This is a genomic window from Methylobacterium sp. 092160098-2 (genome assembly GCF_028920805.1).
Lineage (GTDB): Bacteria > Pseudomonadota > Alphaproteobacteria > Rhizobiales > Beijerinckiaceae > Methylobacterium > Methylobacterium fujisawaense.
Window position 1 is genome coordinate 2362322 of the sequence record NZ_JAQPZJ010000001.1, and the last position, 14125, is coordinate 2376446.

At 73.0% G+C, this 14125-nt stretch carries 12 protein-coding genes and 1 pseudogene; 9 read left to right on the forward strand and 4 right to left on the reverse strand.

Annotation, left to right across the window (positions count from 1 at the left end; translation table 11 throughout):
* Positions 1–154: 154 nt before the first annotated feature.
* The 3 genes from ychF to PQI07_RS11110 all read left to right on the forward strand — a co-directional run bounded on the left by ychF (position 155) and on the right by PQI07_RS11110 (position 3513).
* The gene (gene ychF, locus PQI07_RS11100; RefSeq protein ID WP_043355673.1) at positions 155–1252 is read left to right on the forward strand and encodes a redox-regulated ATPase YchF; all 1098 of its coding nucleotides are present in this window, start codon (positions 155–157) and stop codon (positions 1250–1252) included.
* A 169-nt stretch (positions 1253–1421) separates the two neighbouring features.
* Entirely contained in the window at positions 1422–2411 is a 990-nt protein-coding gene (locus PQI07_RS11105; RefSeq protein ID WP_043387838.1) for a MaoC/PaaZ C-terminal domain-containing protein, read from the forward strand.
* Between the two features lie 58 nt (positions 2412–2469).
* On the forward strand, positions 2470–3513 hold the full coding sequence (locus tag PQI07_RS11110; RefSeq protein ID WP_053610597.1) for an aldo/keto reductase: 1044 nt from the start codon (positions 2470–2472) through the stop codon (positions 3511–3513).
* A gap of 6 nt (positions 3514–3519) precedes the next feature.
* Here PQI07_RS11110 and mtnA read toward each other — a convergent pair whose 3' ends face one another.
* Positions 3520–4623: an S-methyl-5-thioribose-1-phosphate isomerase gene (mtnA, locus tag PQI07_RS11115; protein WP_043346823.1), complete on the reverse strand. Its 1104-nt coding sequence runs from the start codon at positions 4621–4623 to the stop codon at positions 3520–3522.
* 168 nt (positions 4624–4791) lie between these two features.
* Here mtnA and PQI07_RS11120 point away from each other — a divergent pair.
* From PQI07_RS11120 to PQI07_RS11145, 6 genes and pseudogenes are all read left to right on the forward strand, one after another.
* Positions 4792–7456 (forward strand): annotated as a pseudogene (locus PQI07_RS11120) (DNA translocase FtsK).
* A gap of 254 nt (positions 7457–7710) precedes the next feature.
* A complete protein-coding gene (locus PQI07_RS11125; protein ID WP_043346827.1) occupies positions 7711–8193 on the forward strand; it encodes an Hsp20 family protein in 483 nt (160 codons plus the stop codon).
* A 121-nt stretch (positions 8194–8314) separates the two neighbouring features.
* Positions 8315–8833: an Hsp20/alpha crystallin family protein gene (locus PQI07_RS11130; protein WP_274926628.1), complete on the forward strand. Its 519-nt coding sequence runs from the start codon at positions 8315–8317 to the stop codon at positions 8831–8833.
* A gap of 129 nt (positions 8834–8962) precedes the next feature.
* Positions 8963–9382 (forward strand): hypothetical protein, encoded by a 420-nt coding sequence (locus PQI07_RS11135; RefSeq protein ID WP_043346832.1) that lies wholly within the window; start codon positions 8963–8965, stop codon positions 9380–9382.
* Between the two features lie 14 nt (positions 9383–9396).
* Positions 9397–9741 carry a hypothetical protein gene (locus PQI07_RS11140; RefSeq protein ID WP_274926629.1) on the forward strand — a complete coding sequence of 115 codons (345 nt, stop codon included), beginning with the start codon at positions 9397–9399 and terminating at the stop codon, positions 9739–9741.
* Positions 9742–9765: 24 nt separating this feature from the next.
* Positions 9766–10482, forward strand: coding sequence for a hypothetical protein (locus PQI07_RS11145; RefSeq protein ID WP_274926630.1), 717 nt, complete (start codon positions 9766–9768; stop codon positions 10480–10482).
* Positions 10483–10604: 122 nt separating this feature from the next.
* Here PQI07_RS11145 and PQI07_RS11150 read toward each other — a convergent pair whose 3' ends face one another.
* From PQI07_RS11150 to PQI07_RS11160, 3 genes are all read right to left on the reverse strand, one after another.
* Complete coding sequence (locus PQI07_RS11150; protein ID WP_274926631.1) at positions 10605–11645, reverse strand: aldose epimerase family protein; 1041 nt, start codon at positions 11643–11645, stop codon at positions 10605–10607.
* A gap of 4 nt (positions 11646–11649) precedes the next feature.
* Positions 11650–12921 (reverse strand): thermonuclease family protein, encoded by a 1272-nt coding sequence (locus PQI07_RS11155; RefSeq protein ID WP_043384087.1) that lies wholly within the window; start codon positions 12919–12921, stop codon positions 11650–11652.
* Between the two features lie 171 nt (positions 12922–13092).
* Positions 13093–13965, reverse strand: coding sequence for a hypothetical protein (locus tag PQI07_RS11160; RefSeq protein WP_043346839.1), 873 nt, complete (start codon positions 13963–13965; stop codon positions 13093–13095).
* Positions 13966–14125 lie beyond the last annotated feature (160 nt).

Here is a 14125-nt window from a genome sequence, read left to right on the forward strand (position 1 = left end):
GCGGTTCGATTGCCTCCCGGTGGCTGAGGCCCGGCTCGCCGGTGCCGCGCGTGCTCGACCGAGGACAGGGCGCACGGTGCCGTGTTCGCGGGCCTGACTCTCCGCAACCCTTTTTCGCGCGTCGCCCGACGACGTGCTGCGACGGAACTGACCCATGGGCTTCAAATGCGGCATCGTCGGCCTGCCGAACGTCGGCAAGTCGACCCTCTTCAACGCGCTGACGCAGACGGCGGCCGCCCAGGCGGCGAACTACCCGTTCTGCACCATCGAGCCGAATGTCGGCGAGGTGGCGGTGCCCGATCCGCGGCTCGATGACCTCGCCCGCATCGCCTCGTCGAAGGAGAAGATCCCGACGCGCCTGACCTTCGTGGACATCGCCGGCCTCGTGCGCGGCGCCTCCAAGGGCGAGGGCCTGGGCAACCAGTTCCTGGCCAATATCCGCGAGGTCGACGCCATCGCCCACGTGGTCCGCTGCTTCACGGACGGCGACGTCACCCACGTGGAGGGCAAGGTCGATCCGGCCGCCGACATCGAGACGATCGAGACCGAGCTGATGCTCGCCGACCTCGACAGCCTGGAGCGCCGCGCCGTCGCCCTGGAGAAGAAGGCCAAGGGGGCCGACAAGGAGGCCAAGGAGAGCCTCGACCTCGTCAACCGGGCGCTGCCGCTCCTGCGCGAGGGCAAGCCGGCGCGGCTGGTGGAGCGCAAGCCCGACGAGGAGAAGCTGTTCCAGTCCCTCGGCCTGATGACCGCCAAGCCCGTCCTCTACGTCTGCAACGTCGATGAGCCCGACGCCGACAAGGGCAACGCCTATTCGGACGCGGTCTTCGCCCGCGCCAAGGCGGAGGGCGCCGTGGCGGTGGTGGTTTCGGCCAAGATCGAGAGCGAGATCGCCGTGATGCCCGAGGCCGACCAGGCGGAGTTCCTGGAGGCGGTGGGGCTCGCCGAGCCCGGCCTCAACCGGGTGATCCGCGCCGGCTACGACCTGCTCGGCCTCGTCACCTACTTCACGGTGGGCCCCAAGGAGGCCCGCGCCTGGACGATCACCAAGGGCACCCGCGCCCCCGGGGCGGCCGGGGTGATCCACTCGGATTTCGAGAAGGGCTTCATCCGGGCCGAGACCATCGCGTTCAAGGACTACACGGCGCTCAACGGCGAATCCGGGGCCCGGGACGCCGGCAAGCTGCGGCTGGAGGGCAAGGAGTACGTGGTGCAGGACGGCGACGTGCTGCACTTCCGCTTCGCCAACTGAGGCTCGGGCCGCGCTCAGCCCTGGGCGACGCTGCGTCTTGGCGAGCGGGGCGAAGCAATCCAGGGCAGCGCGACATCGGTGAGCGTGGCGCTCCTGGATTGCTTCGCTCCCGCTCGCAAAGACGGCGATCCCGATCGCCCGCCCCACCGATCAACCAGACGAGCCCGCCATGCCCGATCCCGCCCTCGAGGATTTCGCCGTCGGCGACGTGATCGTCGGCGCGCCGCTCACCGTCACCCGCGACGCCATCGTGGGCTTCGCGCAGGCCTTCGACTTCCAGCCCTTCCACCTCGACGAGGCGGCGGCGGAAGGGACCTTCGCGGGCCGGCTGATCGGCTCGGGCTGGCACACGGCGGCTTTGGGCATGCGGCTGCTCCAGCAGGGACCGTTCAAGGGCGGCTCGTCGCTCGGCGCGCCGGGGATCGACGAGCTGCGCTGGCTCGCGCCGGTCCTGCCGGGGGACGCGCTGACGCTGACCTTCCGGGTGGTGGGGCTGCGCGATTCGGCCTCCAAGCCCGGGCTCGGTTTCGTGACCGCCGAGGTCGCCCTCGGCAACCCGCGCGGCGAGACGGTGCTGACCCAGCGCTTCACCTTCATGCTGGCCCGCCGCGGCACCGATCCCCTGCCCCCGCGGCCGGTGGAGATCGGCGTGCCGGGACCGGTCGCCGAGCCGGAGGATGCCGAGATCCTGCCGTTCCTGCGGGATGCCGAGATCGGCGCCGTGCGGGAGCTGGGCGCCTATCCGTTCACCGCCGAGGCGATCATCGCGTTCGCCGAGGCCTACGATCCACAGGCCTTCCACCTCGACCACGCGGCGGCCAAGCGCAGCCATTTCGGCGGCCTCTGCGCCTCCGGCTGGCACACGGCCGCCGCCTACATGAACCGGATGCTCACGACCCGCGCCCGCGACGCCGCCTACACGGCCACCCGCGGCCCGGTCCCGGAGGCGGGCCCCTCCCCCGGGTTCAAGAACCTGCGCTGGCTGAAGCCCGTCTACGCGGGCGACACGGTCCGGTTCAGCGCCAAGCTCACCGACAAGCGCGCCTCGGCCTCGCGGCCCGGCTGGGGCCTGGCCTTCGCCCGCAACACCGGGGTGAACCAGCGCGGCGAGCCGGTCTTCGCCTTCGACAGCGCGGTGTTCCACCGCTGGGAGCCCTGAGCGCACCGGGCCCGCTCCCGCGCGTTGACACCCCAGACACGGACGGGATCAGGCAGGCATGTATCAGAAGAAGCTCGGCAGCACGGGGCTGTTCGTCTCGGAACTCTGCCTCGGCACCATGACCTTCGGCGGCGGGGCCGGGATGTGGCGCCAGATCGGCGCCCTCGACCAGACGGAGGCCGGGCGCCTCGTCGGACGGGCGCTCGATGCCGGGATCAACTTCATCGACACGGCCGACGTCTACGCGGAGGGGCTCTCGGAGCAGATCACCGGCCAGGCCCTGCGCGACCTCAAGGTCCCGCGCGACAGCGTCGTCGTCGCCACCAAGGGCTACGGGCCGATGGGGCCGGGCGCGAACGCCAAGGGCGCCTCGCGCCTGCACCTGATCGACGCCTGCAAGGCGAGCCTCAAGCGGCTCCAGCTCGACCACATCGACCTCTATCAGGTCCACGGCTTCGACCCGGCGACGCCGATCGAGGAGCAGGTGCGCGCCCTCGACATCCTCGTCCAGCACGGCCACGTCCGCTACGTCGGCGTCTCGAACTGGGCGGCGTGGCAGATCGTGAAGGCGCTGGGGATCAGCGCGCGGGCGGGGCTCGCCCGCTTCGAGACCCTGCAGGCCTATTACTCCATCGCGGGCCGCGACCTGGAGCGCGAGATCGTCCCGATGCTGCGCTCGGAGGGGCTCGGCCTCCTGGTCTGGAGCCCGCTGGCCGGCGGCCTGCTCAGCGGCAAGTATGCCGGCGGCGCGGGGGAGGGCCGGCGCGCGAGCTTCGACTTCCCGCCGGTCGACCGCCCCCGGGCCGACGCCTGCATCGACGCCATGCGGCAGGTGGCGGAGGCCCGCGGCGTCTCGGTGGCCCAGGTGGCGCTGGCCTGGCTGCTACACCGCAAGGCGGTGACCAGCGTGATCGTCGGTGCCAAGCGCCTCGACCAGCTCGAGGACAACATCGCGGCGACCGAACTCAGCCTCAGCGACGCGGAACTCGACGCCCTCGATGCGGTGAGCGCCCTGCCGCCGGAATATCCGGGCTGGATGTTCGAGCGCCAGGGCGCCCGGGCGCAGCAGCTCGCGGAATCGGGCCGGCCCGGGGTGCGGTGAGGCGGCTCACGCCGCCTTCCGGCGCTCCGGATAGAGCCCGTACAACCCCTCGGCGCTGGCCTCGCAGATGCCGCGTTCGGTGATGATGCCGGTCACCAGCCGGGCCGGGGTCACGTCGAAGGCGGGATTCGCCACGGGACTGCCGGGGGAGACCACCTCGATCGTGGCGAAGCCGCCATCGGGCAGCCGCCCGGTCATGTGGGTGACCTCGCGCCCGTCGCGCTCCTCGATCGGGATCTCCTTGACCCCGTCGTCGAGGGTCCAGTCGATGGTCGAGAACGGCAGGGCGGCGTAGAACGGCACGCCGTTGTCGTGGGCCGCCAGCGCCTTCAGGTAGGTGCCGATCTTGTTGCAGACGTCGCCGCTCGCCGTGGTCCGGTCCGAGCCGACGATGCACAGGTCGACGCCGCCGTGCTGCATGAGGTGGCCGCCGGCATTGTCGGCGATGACCGTGTGCGGCACGCCGTGGCCGTTCAGCTCGAAGGCCGTGAGCGCGGCACCCTGGCTGCGCGGCCGGGTCTCGTCGACCAGGACATGCACCGGCACGCCCCGCTCGTGGGCGGCGTAGATCGGCGCCAGCGCCGTGCCCCAATCCACCGTGGCGAGCCAGCCGGCATTGCAGTGGGTCAGCACGGTGACCGGTCTGTCGCCGCCCTTGGCCCTGTGCAGGTCGGCGATGACCTGGCTGCCATGGGCGCCGATGGCGCGGCAGCTCGCCACGTCCTCCTCGGCGATGCGGCCGGCCTCCGCGAAGGCGCGGGCGAAGCGCTCGTCCGGCGCAACCTGCCGCAGGTTGGTGGAGACCCGATCCAGCGCCCAGCGCAGGTTGATGGCGGTCGGACGTGTCGCCGCGAGCGTCGCCACCGCCCGGTCGATCCCATCGTGGGAGGCATCCGCCCGCATGGCCAGCGCCAGCCCGTAGGCGGCCGTGACGCCGATCAAGGGCGCGCCCCGCACGATCATCGTGCGGATCGCCACCGCGGCGTCCTCCAGCGTGGCGAGGCGCTTCAGCTCGAACGCGAAGGGCAGGCGGGTCTGGTCGATCACCTGGACGCTGACGCCGTCCGGGTCCGGGAAGATCGTGCGGTAGGGCTGGCCGTCGATATTCATGGCCGCTCCTGTGCCACAGCGGGGCGGCTTTTGCATCCTCCCGGGCGGGATCGCGACGGCCCGAGGAGGCCCGGCCGGGCGCCGGTGAGCCTTCCTCAACCTTAGCAGGTCGTTAAGGCGGTCATGCCTAGCCTCGGGCGTAAGTCCCCGTCTTGCGTCCGGTCCCGCATGCGCTCGCTTCGCCGTCCCGCATCGCCCTACGAGACTTTCGTCGACAGCGTTCGCCCCTTCCTGGGCAAGCGCCTGACGGAACTCGGCGGTTTCGTGCTCTTCACCGGCGCGGTCGCGCTGACCGTGGCCCTGGCCACGTGGTCGATCGACGACCCGAGCCTCAACCACGCCACCGACCACGCCGCCCACAACGTCCTCGGCCAGCCGGGCGCCGTCGTGGCCGATCTCGCCATGCAGATCCTGGGCCTGGGCTCCCTGGCCTTCGTGCTGCCGCCGGTCCTCTGGGGCATCCGGCTGATGCGCGAGCGCAACCTGCCCGAGGGCGGCCTGCGCATCGCGCTCTGGATCATCGGCTTCTGCGCCGCCAGTGCGGTGGCGAGCGCGCTCCCGCCGACGACCCGCTGGCCGCTGCCCACCGGCCTCGGCGGCGTGGCCGGCGACGGCCTGCTGTCGATGGCGCGGGTGATCGTCGGGGCGGTCTCGTCCGCGGCGGCCCATCTCGTCGGCTTCGGCTACGCGGCGGTGGCGATCCTCAGCCTGACCGGTGCCTGCCGATTCGGCGCCGTCGAGGAGGAAAGCCTGCACGACGACCCCTATCCCGTCCGCCGCGCCCCGGCGCGCGGCCGGGAATCGGCCCGCGACGAGCGCGAGGATTCCGACGAGCCGAGCCTCGGCCTCGTGGGTGTCGGCGCCCTGGCGCAGGGGCTGATGGGCCTGCGCGTCGCCGCGGCGGACCGGATCGCGGCATGGCGCGCCGGCCGGGCCGAGCCGATCGACAGTGCCTCGCCGGCCCTCGCGGCCCGGCGCGCCTTCACGGATGCGGATCTGCCCTGGGCCGACCACCTGCCCGAGGGACGGGCGCCGGGGCCGGGTCGGCGCGAGCCGGTCTTCGAGGCGCCCGAGGACGGCCCCCCGGCCACGACCGCCCGCCGAATCGCGGCGCCGCAGATCGATGCGGAGGACGAGCTGGAGGCGTTCGAGGCGCCGCAGAGCCCGGTCCCGCCGCGCTCCGAACCCACCGCCTCCCGGGTCGCTCCGCCCCCGGCCGCGCCGGTGCCGGCGCGCCGCGCGCCCGCGCCGCCCGTCCGCCCGGAGGATTACGCCCTGCCCGCCCTCGACCTGCTGGCCGCCCCGGGGCCCGTCCCAGGCGAGCCTGATCTCGGCGGACGCCCTGGAGCAGAACGCCACGCTCCTCGAGGCGACGCTGGGCGATTTCGGCGTGCGCGGCGACATCCTGGCGGTGCGGCCGGGCCCGGTCGTCACCCTCTACGAGCTGGAGCCGGCACCGGGCACCAAGTCCAGCCGCGTCATCGCGCTCGCCGACGACATCGCCCGGTCGATGTCGGCGGTCTCGGCCCGCGTCGCGGTGGTGCCCGGCCGCAACGCCATCGGCATCGAACTGCCGAACGCCAAGCGCGAGACGGTGTATCTGCGCGAGCTCCTGGCCTCCACGGATTTCGCCGAGAGCAAGCACAAGCTGGCCCTGTGCCTGGGCAAGAACATCGGCGGCGAGCCGATCATCGCCGACCTCGCGCGCATGCCGCACCTGCTGGTGGCCGGCACCACCGGCTCGGGCAAGTCGGTGGCGATCAACACCATGATCCTCAGCCTGCTCTACCGGCTGAAGCCGGAGGAGTGCCGGCTGATCATGGTCGATCCGAAGATGCTGGAGCTGTCGGTCTACGACGGCATCCCGCACCTGCTCTCCCCCGTGGTCACCGACCCCAAGAAGGCGGTGATCGCCCTCAAATGGGCGGTGCGCGAGATGGAGGAGCGCTACAAGAAAATGGCCAAGATCGCCGTCCGGAACATCGACGGCTACAACGCCCGGGTCGCCGAGGCGGCGGCGCGCGGCGAGGTGCTGACCCGGACCGTGCAGACCGGCTTCGACCGCCACACCGGCGAGGCGGTCTACGAGGACGAGGCGATGGATCTGGCGCCGCTGCCGTACATCGTGATCGTGGTCGACGAGATGGCCGACCTGATGATGGTGGCCGGCAAGGACATCGAGGGGGCGATCCAGCGCCTGGCGCAGATGGCGCGGGCGGCGGGCATCCACCTGATCATGGCGACGCAGCGGCCTTCGGTGGACGTGATCACCGGCACGATCAAGGCGAACTTCCCGACCCGGATCAGCTTCCAGGTGACGAGCAAGATCGACTCGCGCACGATTCTGGGCGAGATGGGCGCGGAGCAGCTTCTGGGCCAGGGCGACATGCTGTTCATGGCCGGCGGCGGGCGCACGACCCGGGTGCACGGGCCGTTCTGCTCGGACAGCGAGGTCGAGACCGTCGTGGCGCATCTCAAGCGCCAGGGCCGCCCCAGCTACCTCGACGCCGTCACGGCGGATGACGAGGAGGGCGCGCCCGAGAAGGGCGGCGAACGGGCCGGGAAGGGGAAGGCCGGCGCGGCGGAACTCGAACTCGACGGCGCCGTGTTCGACCAGGGCTCCTTCGGCGAGGCCGGCGGCGATCTCTACGATCAGGCCGTGCAGGTGGTGCTGCGCGACCAGAAGGCGTCGACGAGCTACATCCAGCGCCGCCTGCAGATCGGCTACAACCGCGCCGCCTCGCTCATGGAGCGGATGGAGATCGAGGGCATCGTCGGTCCGGCCAACCATGCCGGCAAGCGCGAGATCCTGGTGGAGGAGGCGGTCGGCTGAGCGTGCGGGCGCCGGTGCCGCCGGTTCCGGTCCGGCGCCCGTCCCAGTCCCCGGCCTCATCCTGATCTCTTGGGGCCGGAATGCCCGGTCCGACAGCCTGCAGCGTCGCGGTCAAAAATTTTCGCTCGGCCTGGAACCCGCCCTCCCCCGGCACGTTACGCGCGTGCGAGGCCCGGAAACGGGCTCGCGGTGAGGGCGCCGGACACGGTGTCCGGCGTCGCTTGTAGTCACGTTGCTCGTCGGAGGATGTGGTTATGAGGACTTACGACGTTTCGCCCCTGTTCCGGTCGTCCATCGGGTTCGACCGCCTGTTCGAGCTGCTCAATCAGGCTGAGCGCGTCGAGCCTTCGGCCGCTTGGCCGCCCTACAACATCGAGAAGGTCGCCGAGGACCAGTATCGCATCACCATGGCGGTGGCGGGCTTCACGCCCGAGGAGATCGAGCTGACCCAGCAGGACACCACGCTCCTGGTGTCCGGTCAGAAGGCCGCCCAGGAGGGCGAGAGGCACTACCTCCACCGCGGCATCGCGGCGCGCACCTTCCGCCAGACCTTCAATCTGGCCGAGCACGTGACGGTCGTGGGCGCGTCCCTGGAGAACGGCCTGCTCACCGTCGCGCTGAAGCGCGAGGTGCCGGAGGCGCTCAAGCCCCGCCGCATCGCCATCGGCGGCACGACGGCCGCGTCCGGCCAGGACAACGCCCCGGCTCAGATCGCCCGCGACGCCAAGGCAGCCTGATCGGCGGCCCGGGCCGCGCGTCCGGGCACCCCGTGCCGACACGCATGACATCCCTCACGGGTCCGCGGACCCGCCGCGGGCCTGTTCCCACGACTGCATCGCATGCGCTGGAGAATGGACCATGAGCGTGAGAGATCTGATTCCCTGGAGCCGCAGCACGGCCCCGGCGCCCACCGCCCTGTCGCAGGAGCCGGCCAGCCCGTTCCTGACGCTGCACCGGGAGATGAACCGCCTGTTCGACGACGTGTTCAGCGGGTTCGGCGGCGTGCCGAGCCTCGCGAGCCGCGGCATCGGCTGGCCGCAGGTCGAACTGGTGGAGGCGGACGGGGCGCTGCGCGTCACCGCCGAGCTTCCCGGCCTCGACGAGAAGGACGTCGAACTCCTCATCGCGGACGGTGTCCTGACCTTGAAGGGCGAGAAGCGTGCCGAGACCACCGACAAGGCGCGCGGCTATTCCGAGCGCAGCTACGGCCGTTTCGAGCGGTCGATCGCCCTCCCCGTGCCGGTGGAGGAGGACAAGGCCGAGGCGACGTTCCGCAACGGCGTGCTCACCGTGACGCTGCCGCGGGCCGCCGAGGCGCCGGAACGCCGTCGGCGCATCGCGATCAACGCTACCGGCGCGCCGGCCGCCAAGCACTGAGCCGGCTTTGGATCGACCTTGCCTGCGGCCGCCCCGGCGGCCGCAGACCTGAACGCATGATGCGGCCGCCGGTGCGTCCCGATCAACGTGCCGGCTGCCCCTGCCTTTGCTCACGACGAGGAGGGTTGCATGCAGCCGATCGATACGACGTCCATCCATCCCGAGATCGAGCGCCTCGGTCCGGTGGCGGCCGCCACCCTGAGACCGCAGGCGGTCGAGCCGTTCGACGCCTTCGTGGCGCCGGGCGACGTCTTCCGGCATCCCCGCGAGGTGCTGCGCTATCCGGGCCTGTCGCACGCCGAGAAGCGGGCGATCCTGGCCTCCTGGGCCTCCGACGCACGGGCGGTCGAGTCCTGTCCGGCGCTGCGCTGCTTGCCCGGTTGCCGGGCCGAGCCCGTGCCGCTCGACGCGATCCTGGACGCGCTCCAGGCGCTCGACGAGGGTTCGGCCCCGCCCGTCTCTCCGGCGCCGCCCAAGCCGCTCTTCCCCGCGGCGTTCACCCGCCGCTGGCGGCGCGGTCCGACCGGGCGCGAGCCTCAGCTGAACTGAGCCGGAGGCGTCCGATGGCAACCTTCGACCTGAGGGGTGGGCACAGGCGCGTATCCCGGTTGCGGCATGGCCGGCGTGGCGGGCCGGTGCAGGCGACCGACTGGGCTGTGCTGGGCCGCTGGATCCTGTCCGCCGCGCTGTGCGTCGCTTTGGCCGCGCTCTGCCCGTCACCGGCCCTGCCCTGGGTGCTGGCCGTGCTGCTGAGCCTGTCGGGCTTCGTATGGCTCGGTCTTGCGATCACGCAGGCCGGGCCGCCGGCCAACACCCCGCATCTGACTGCCTGGGACGCCGCGCTGCTCTCGTTCGCGGCGAGCTTCGGCGTGCAATCGGCGGCGCGGCTCGGTCTCTTCGGCGGCTGAGCGCGCCTCAACAGGGAGGCAACCATGCAGGATCGTACGATCGGACTCGGAGACGACACGCCGCCCGCGGGCGCAACGAGGCGCGCCGGCCGCCGGGCGCCGATCCGCCACGGCGGGCGCTCCGTCGAGACATCCGGCCCCGCCCGGGCCGAGAGGGGCGGCCTCGCCGTCGAGCGGGCGACGCCTCCGGAGATCGCGGCGCCGATGGGCTGGACCGGCGAGACCGGCACGCCCGCCACGGAGGGGGCGCTGACAGGCCCGACAGGGGAGCGGGCGGCAGCCTCTGCCGCGGGCCGGAGCCGCGCCGACAGGCCCGCGCCCGACCCGGCGGACCGAGGTGGTCGGCCAGGCACTGTGCGGGTCTGGCGCTCGAACCGGGACGCGGCGCCCGTGCAGGTCCGCGCGACGGCGCAGGGTCGTTCCGCGGACGATCGCGTGCCCGAGGGGGTGCCGGATCTGGAGCGAGCCCTGGTCAACCCGGCCGCGGTGTTCGCCACGCCGGCCGCGGTCCTCGATCATCCCCGGCTGCTGCCCAGCTGCAAGCGCGAAATCCTGCGGCGCTGGGCGTGGGACGAGTACCTGAAGGAGGTCGCCGCCGCCGAGGGCATGGCCGATGGCGAGCCTTCCCGGCTCGACGCCGTGACGGTTGCCCTGCTGACGCTCGGCGAGACGCGGCGTCCGCATCCCGCCGCGCCGGCCGCCGCGATCCCCGGCCTGCGGGGACGCCCGCAGGCCGCGTGAGGCCGGAGCCGGCCGTCAGACCGGATCGGCCGGTCCCGGATCGAGCCCGGGTTCGGCCCTCAGGGCGCTGCGGCCCGGCGGTATGCGCCCTGACGGAGGCGTGAGGCTGGCGCGACGCGCCCTCACACCACCGAGAACCGGAACTCCGTCGTCGCCGCGAAGGTCTCGCCCGGCCGCAGGACCGCGGAGGGAAAGGCCGGCTGGTTCGGCGCGTCCGGAAAGCCCTGCGTCTCGAAGCAGACGCCGTCCCCGGACCGGTAGATGCGTCCGGAGGGCCCGATCAGCCGCCCGTCGAGATTGTTGCCGCTGTAGAGCTGCAGCGCCGGCTGCGTGGTCCAGACGTCGAGCCGGCGCCCGCTGCCGGGGGCGATGCAGGTGGCGGCCGGCCGCAGCGTCCCTGCGGCGCCGCGCAGGACGAAGGCGTGATCGTAGCCCTTGGCGTAGGCGAGCTGCGGGTCCCCCTCGCGGATCCGGGTCTCCAGGGCCCGGGGCGTGCGGAAGTCGAACGGCGTCCCGGCGACCGGCTGGAGCGCGCCGGTGGGGATCTGGGTCGCGTCCGTCGGCGCGAATGCGTCCGCTTCGACCTGCACGATGTGGCCGAGGACGCTGCCCGTCCCCTCCCCGGCGAGGTTGAAGTAGCTGTGGTTGGTGAGGTTCACGACCGTCGGCCGGTCGGTGACGGCGGCATAATCGATGCGCAGCACGCCGTCCTCCGGAAGGCTGTACGTCACGCGGACATCGAGGGTGCCGGGAAATCCCTCTTCCCCGTCCGGGGAGCGGCGGCTCAGGACGAGGCGCGTCGCCTCGGAGAGGTCCGCCCGCCACAGGCGCCGGCCGAAATTGTCCGGGCCGCCGTGGAGGGTGTTGGGCGCCTCGTTCACAGGCAGGCGATAGCTCTGCCCGTCGAGGCTGAAGCGCCCGTCCGCGATGCGGTTGGCGTAGCGGCCGACGATGGCGCCGAAGCTCGGGCTCAGCGTCTCGTAGGCCGCGAGGGTGTCGAGGCCGAGGACGACGTTGGCCGAATGGCCGGCGCGGTCGGGCACCTCGATCGCCGTGACGGCCGCGCCGAAATCGATGATGGCGACGCGCAGACCGTCCCGGCTCAGGACATGGCGGGTGACCGGCCGGCCATCCGCGGTGGTGCCGAACGCTTCGGCCGGCATCGGTCTAGCGCTTCCAGACGCCGAGCCGTTCGCTCCGGGCGTGATCCTCGGCCGCGACCAGTTCGGGGCTCGCCTCCGGCGAGGCGCGACCGCCACCGTTGAACAGCACCACCTCGGAGAGGTCGCGCCCGTCCACGAGGCAATTCATGGTCGTGCTGCCGGGGGCGGGCTGGCAGGTCACCGGCCGGTTGCCGATGTACCGGGCCAACTCCTCCGCCTGGCCGCCGCGTACCCATTCGACGCCGAACAGATGCACGACCTTGCCGCCGACCTTGAGGGTCGCGGTATCGATGACTTGGGCCTGTCCCGTCACGGCATTCGGCGGCAGCGGCGCGTCGGGCTCGGACTCGCCTCCGGTTTCGGGGGGCGGCGTGACCGTGTCGGGGGCTGCCGCCGGGGCGCCGGAGGAGGGATTGTTCGGGGTGGCGCCGTTCGGGGCCTCCGTTCGGGGCGCGGCCGGGGCCGCGGGACGCGCGGGATCGGGCGCACGGCCCTCCAGGACGAGGCCCGCGGCGATCACCGCCGCCAGGGTGCCGGCACTGGCGCCCAGGAGCAGGCGGCGCTGCCGGCGTGCGCCCTCGTCCGCGCCGTCTCCGCCGCGGCCGAACCGGTCGCGCAGACGGCCGAAGCCGTCACGGAGGGACTCTCCGACGCGGCCGGGGCCGCTGTTCCAGGCCGTTGCCGGATCGACCCCCGGGCTCGCCCCCGTGGCCGCGTCGGTCCGGACCGTCGCGGGACGGGCGAACCGGCCGCGCAGGCTCGTCCGCAGGGTGGCGAACCGGCCGGCGGCGCTCTGCGCCAGCACCCGACCCTGCTCGGAGGAGCGCTCCGCCAGGGAGCGGGCCCGTTCGGACTGGGTTTCGACGAAGCGCGCGGTGGCGGCCTTCATCTCGTAGGCGCCGCTCAGCAGGGACGAATCGCGGGCCTCGTCGGCGGCCTCCGGCGCCGATTCGGGTTCGGGCTCGGGCGGCAGGAACAGGGCCGGATGCCGGGCGCGCAGGTCCGCCACGAGATCCACGAGGGTCATCGGCTCGGACGTGTCGTCCCGCAGGCGCACGGCACCGTGTCGATCGAGTACGCGGAGGCCGGTTCCCGCCTCATCGGGGGTGCAGGCGGCCTCGGCCAGGAGCTCGAGGGTCCGGACCGCCACGGGGCGCGGGCGCGCCCGCGCGATCTCGGCCCGGATTGCCTCGCGCAGGGCGAGGCGGCCGGGACCGTCGAGGGCCGGACGCGCCGGCTCCGCCGCCTGTTTCCCCACCACCATCGAAGACGTCATACACCCGATCCCGGCATCACCGCGCGCGGCGTGAAGGAGGCCCGGCCGCGCCTCCCGACGAAGCCCGCCCGGGGCGCCTCACGGAACGCCCGAGCACCGGGACCGATCCCATGACGCACCACCTCGCACGCCCCTGCCCGCCGCGAGGCGGCGGACCATGATCCGGGGCTCTTACGCCTTGCCGGGCGAAGCGGCCAGGGTTCCGGCCTGGATGCTCCGCCGCAGGACGCGACCGGTCTCGCCGAGGATGTAGGGTCGCGTGCCCGCGAAGCCGACCTCCAGGATCAGCTCGGCCTCGCCGCTGGAGACGGCGCCGCGCCCCGGATTGGCGGTGCGGAAATCGACGATCGTGCGGATCGTACAGGTCTCGGCATCGCAGGCGGCGCGCATCGCCCGCGGCTCGTAGCGACGCTCGGGCCAGCGCTGCACGAAGCTGCGCTTCTCGGCCACGAGGCCCGCCGTGGTGATCGGCCGCCCATAGAAGCGCACGCGGGTCGCGTAGAACCGGGTCGCGGCATCGACCATCGTGTCGCTCGAACCCGAGACGGTGGCGAGGTAGCTCGTGGCCAGCGCCCGGGCGGCGGCGGCGCGCTCGGCCGAGACGCCGGATGCCGGGACCATCGCGGCCGGCGTCTCGGCGAGCCGGTGCTGAGGGCGCGCGTGATGGTGCAGGGATTCCCGGACCGGCGGGCGCTCCAGGGCGGCGGCCCGCTTCGGTCCCGGCCCCCGCGTCGCCGCAGCCTTCGGCAGGGCATCCTCCCCCGGTTCCGGTCTGGCGGCCTGCCGGAGCGGCTCGGCGCCGCGCCCGCCTTCGGGCGGGGCTTTCGCCTGAGCGGTGACGGGCTCCTGGGTCTGTGGGCCTGCGGCTTTGAGCGGGGCCTTCGGGGCAGCCGCAACGGGCGCGGCCGCCCGCGGGGGCGGATCCACCCAGCCGCCCCCGCCCGCAGCACCCGGCTGCTGGGCCGCGGCAGAGCCCACGATGGCGAGCGGCAGGACCAAGCCCAGGACGAGGGCCTGGGGACGGGTGGGACGTGTGGCGGGCATCGGTGCCTTCCTGGCGGCCGGGGCGGACTGAGAGAGAACGCGCCTGCGTGAGTGCGGGGTTCCACGGGGGCTTCGGGCGCGCGTCACATCCTGCCCGACTGCGCGGCGGCGACCAGCCCTGGATTGCGGGGATGATGGGGTTGCGTTCGTGCGTTTGGGT

Bases quoted from the DNA above. Each gene is read 5' to 3' on its own strand.
- ychF (WP_043355673.1), top strand. From the start codon at position 155: ATGGGCTTCAAATGCGGCATCGTCGGCCTGCCGAACGTCGGCAAGTCG.
- PQI07_RS11105 (WP_043387838.1), top strand. From the start codon at position 1,422: ATGCCCGATCCCGCCCTCGAGGATTTCGCCGTCGGCGACGTGATCGTC.
- PQI07_RS11110 (WP_053610597.1), top strand. From the start codon at position 2,470: ATGTATCAGAAGAAGCTCGGCAGCACGGGGCTGTTCGTCTCGGAACTC.
- mtnA (WP_043346823.1), bottom strand. From the start codon at position 4,623: ATGAATATCGACGGCCAGCCCTACCGCACGATCTTCCCGGACCCGGAC.
- PQI07_RS11125 (WP_043346827.1), top strand. From the start codon at position 7,711: ATGAGGACTTACGACGTTTCGCCCCTGTTCCGGTCGTCCATCGGGTTC.
- PQI07_RS11130 (WP_274926628.1), top strand. From the start codon at position 8,315: ATGAGCGTGAGAGATCTGATTCCCTGGAGCCGCAGCACGGCCCCGGCG.
- PQI07_RS11135 (WP_043346832.1), top strand. From the start codon at position 8,963: ATGCAGCCGATCGATACGACGTCCATCCATCCCGAGATCGAGCGCCTC.
- PQI07_RS11140 (WP_274926629.1), top strand. From the start codon at position 9,397: ATGGCAACCTTCGACCTGAGGGGTGGGCACAGGCGCGTATCCCGGTTG.
- PQI07_RS11145 (WP_274926630.1), top strand. From the start codon at position 9,766: ATGCAGGATCGTACGATCGGACTCGGAGACGACACGCCGCCCGCGGGC.
- PQI07_RS11150 (WP_274926631.1), bottom strand. From the start codon at position 11,645: ATGCCGGCCGAAGCGTTCGGCACCACCGCGGATGGCCGGCCGGTCACC.
- PQI07_RS11155 (WP_043384087.1), bottom strand. From the start codon at position 12,921: ATGACGTCTTCGATGGTGGTGGGGAAACAGGCGGCGGAGCCGGCGCGT.
- PQI07_RS11160 (WP_043346839.1), bottom strand. From the start codon at position 13,965: ATGCCCGCCACACGTCCCACCCGTCCCCAGGCCCTCGTCCTGGGCTTG.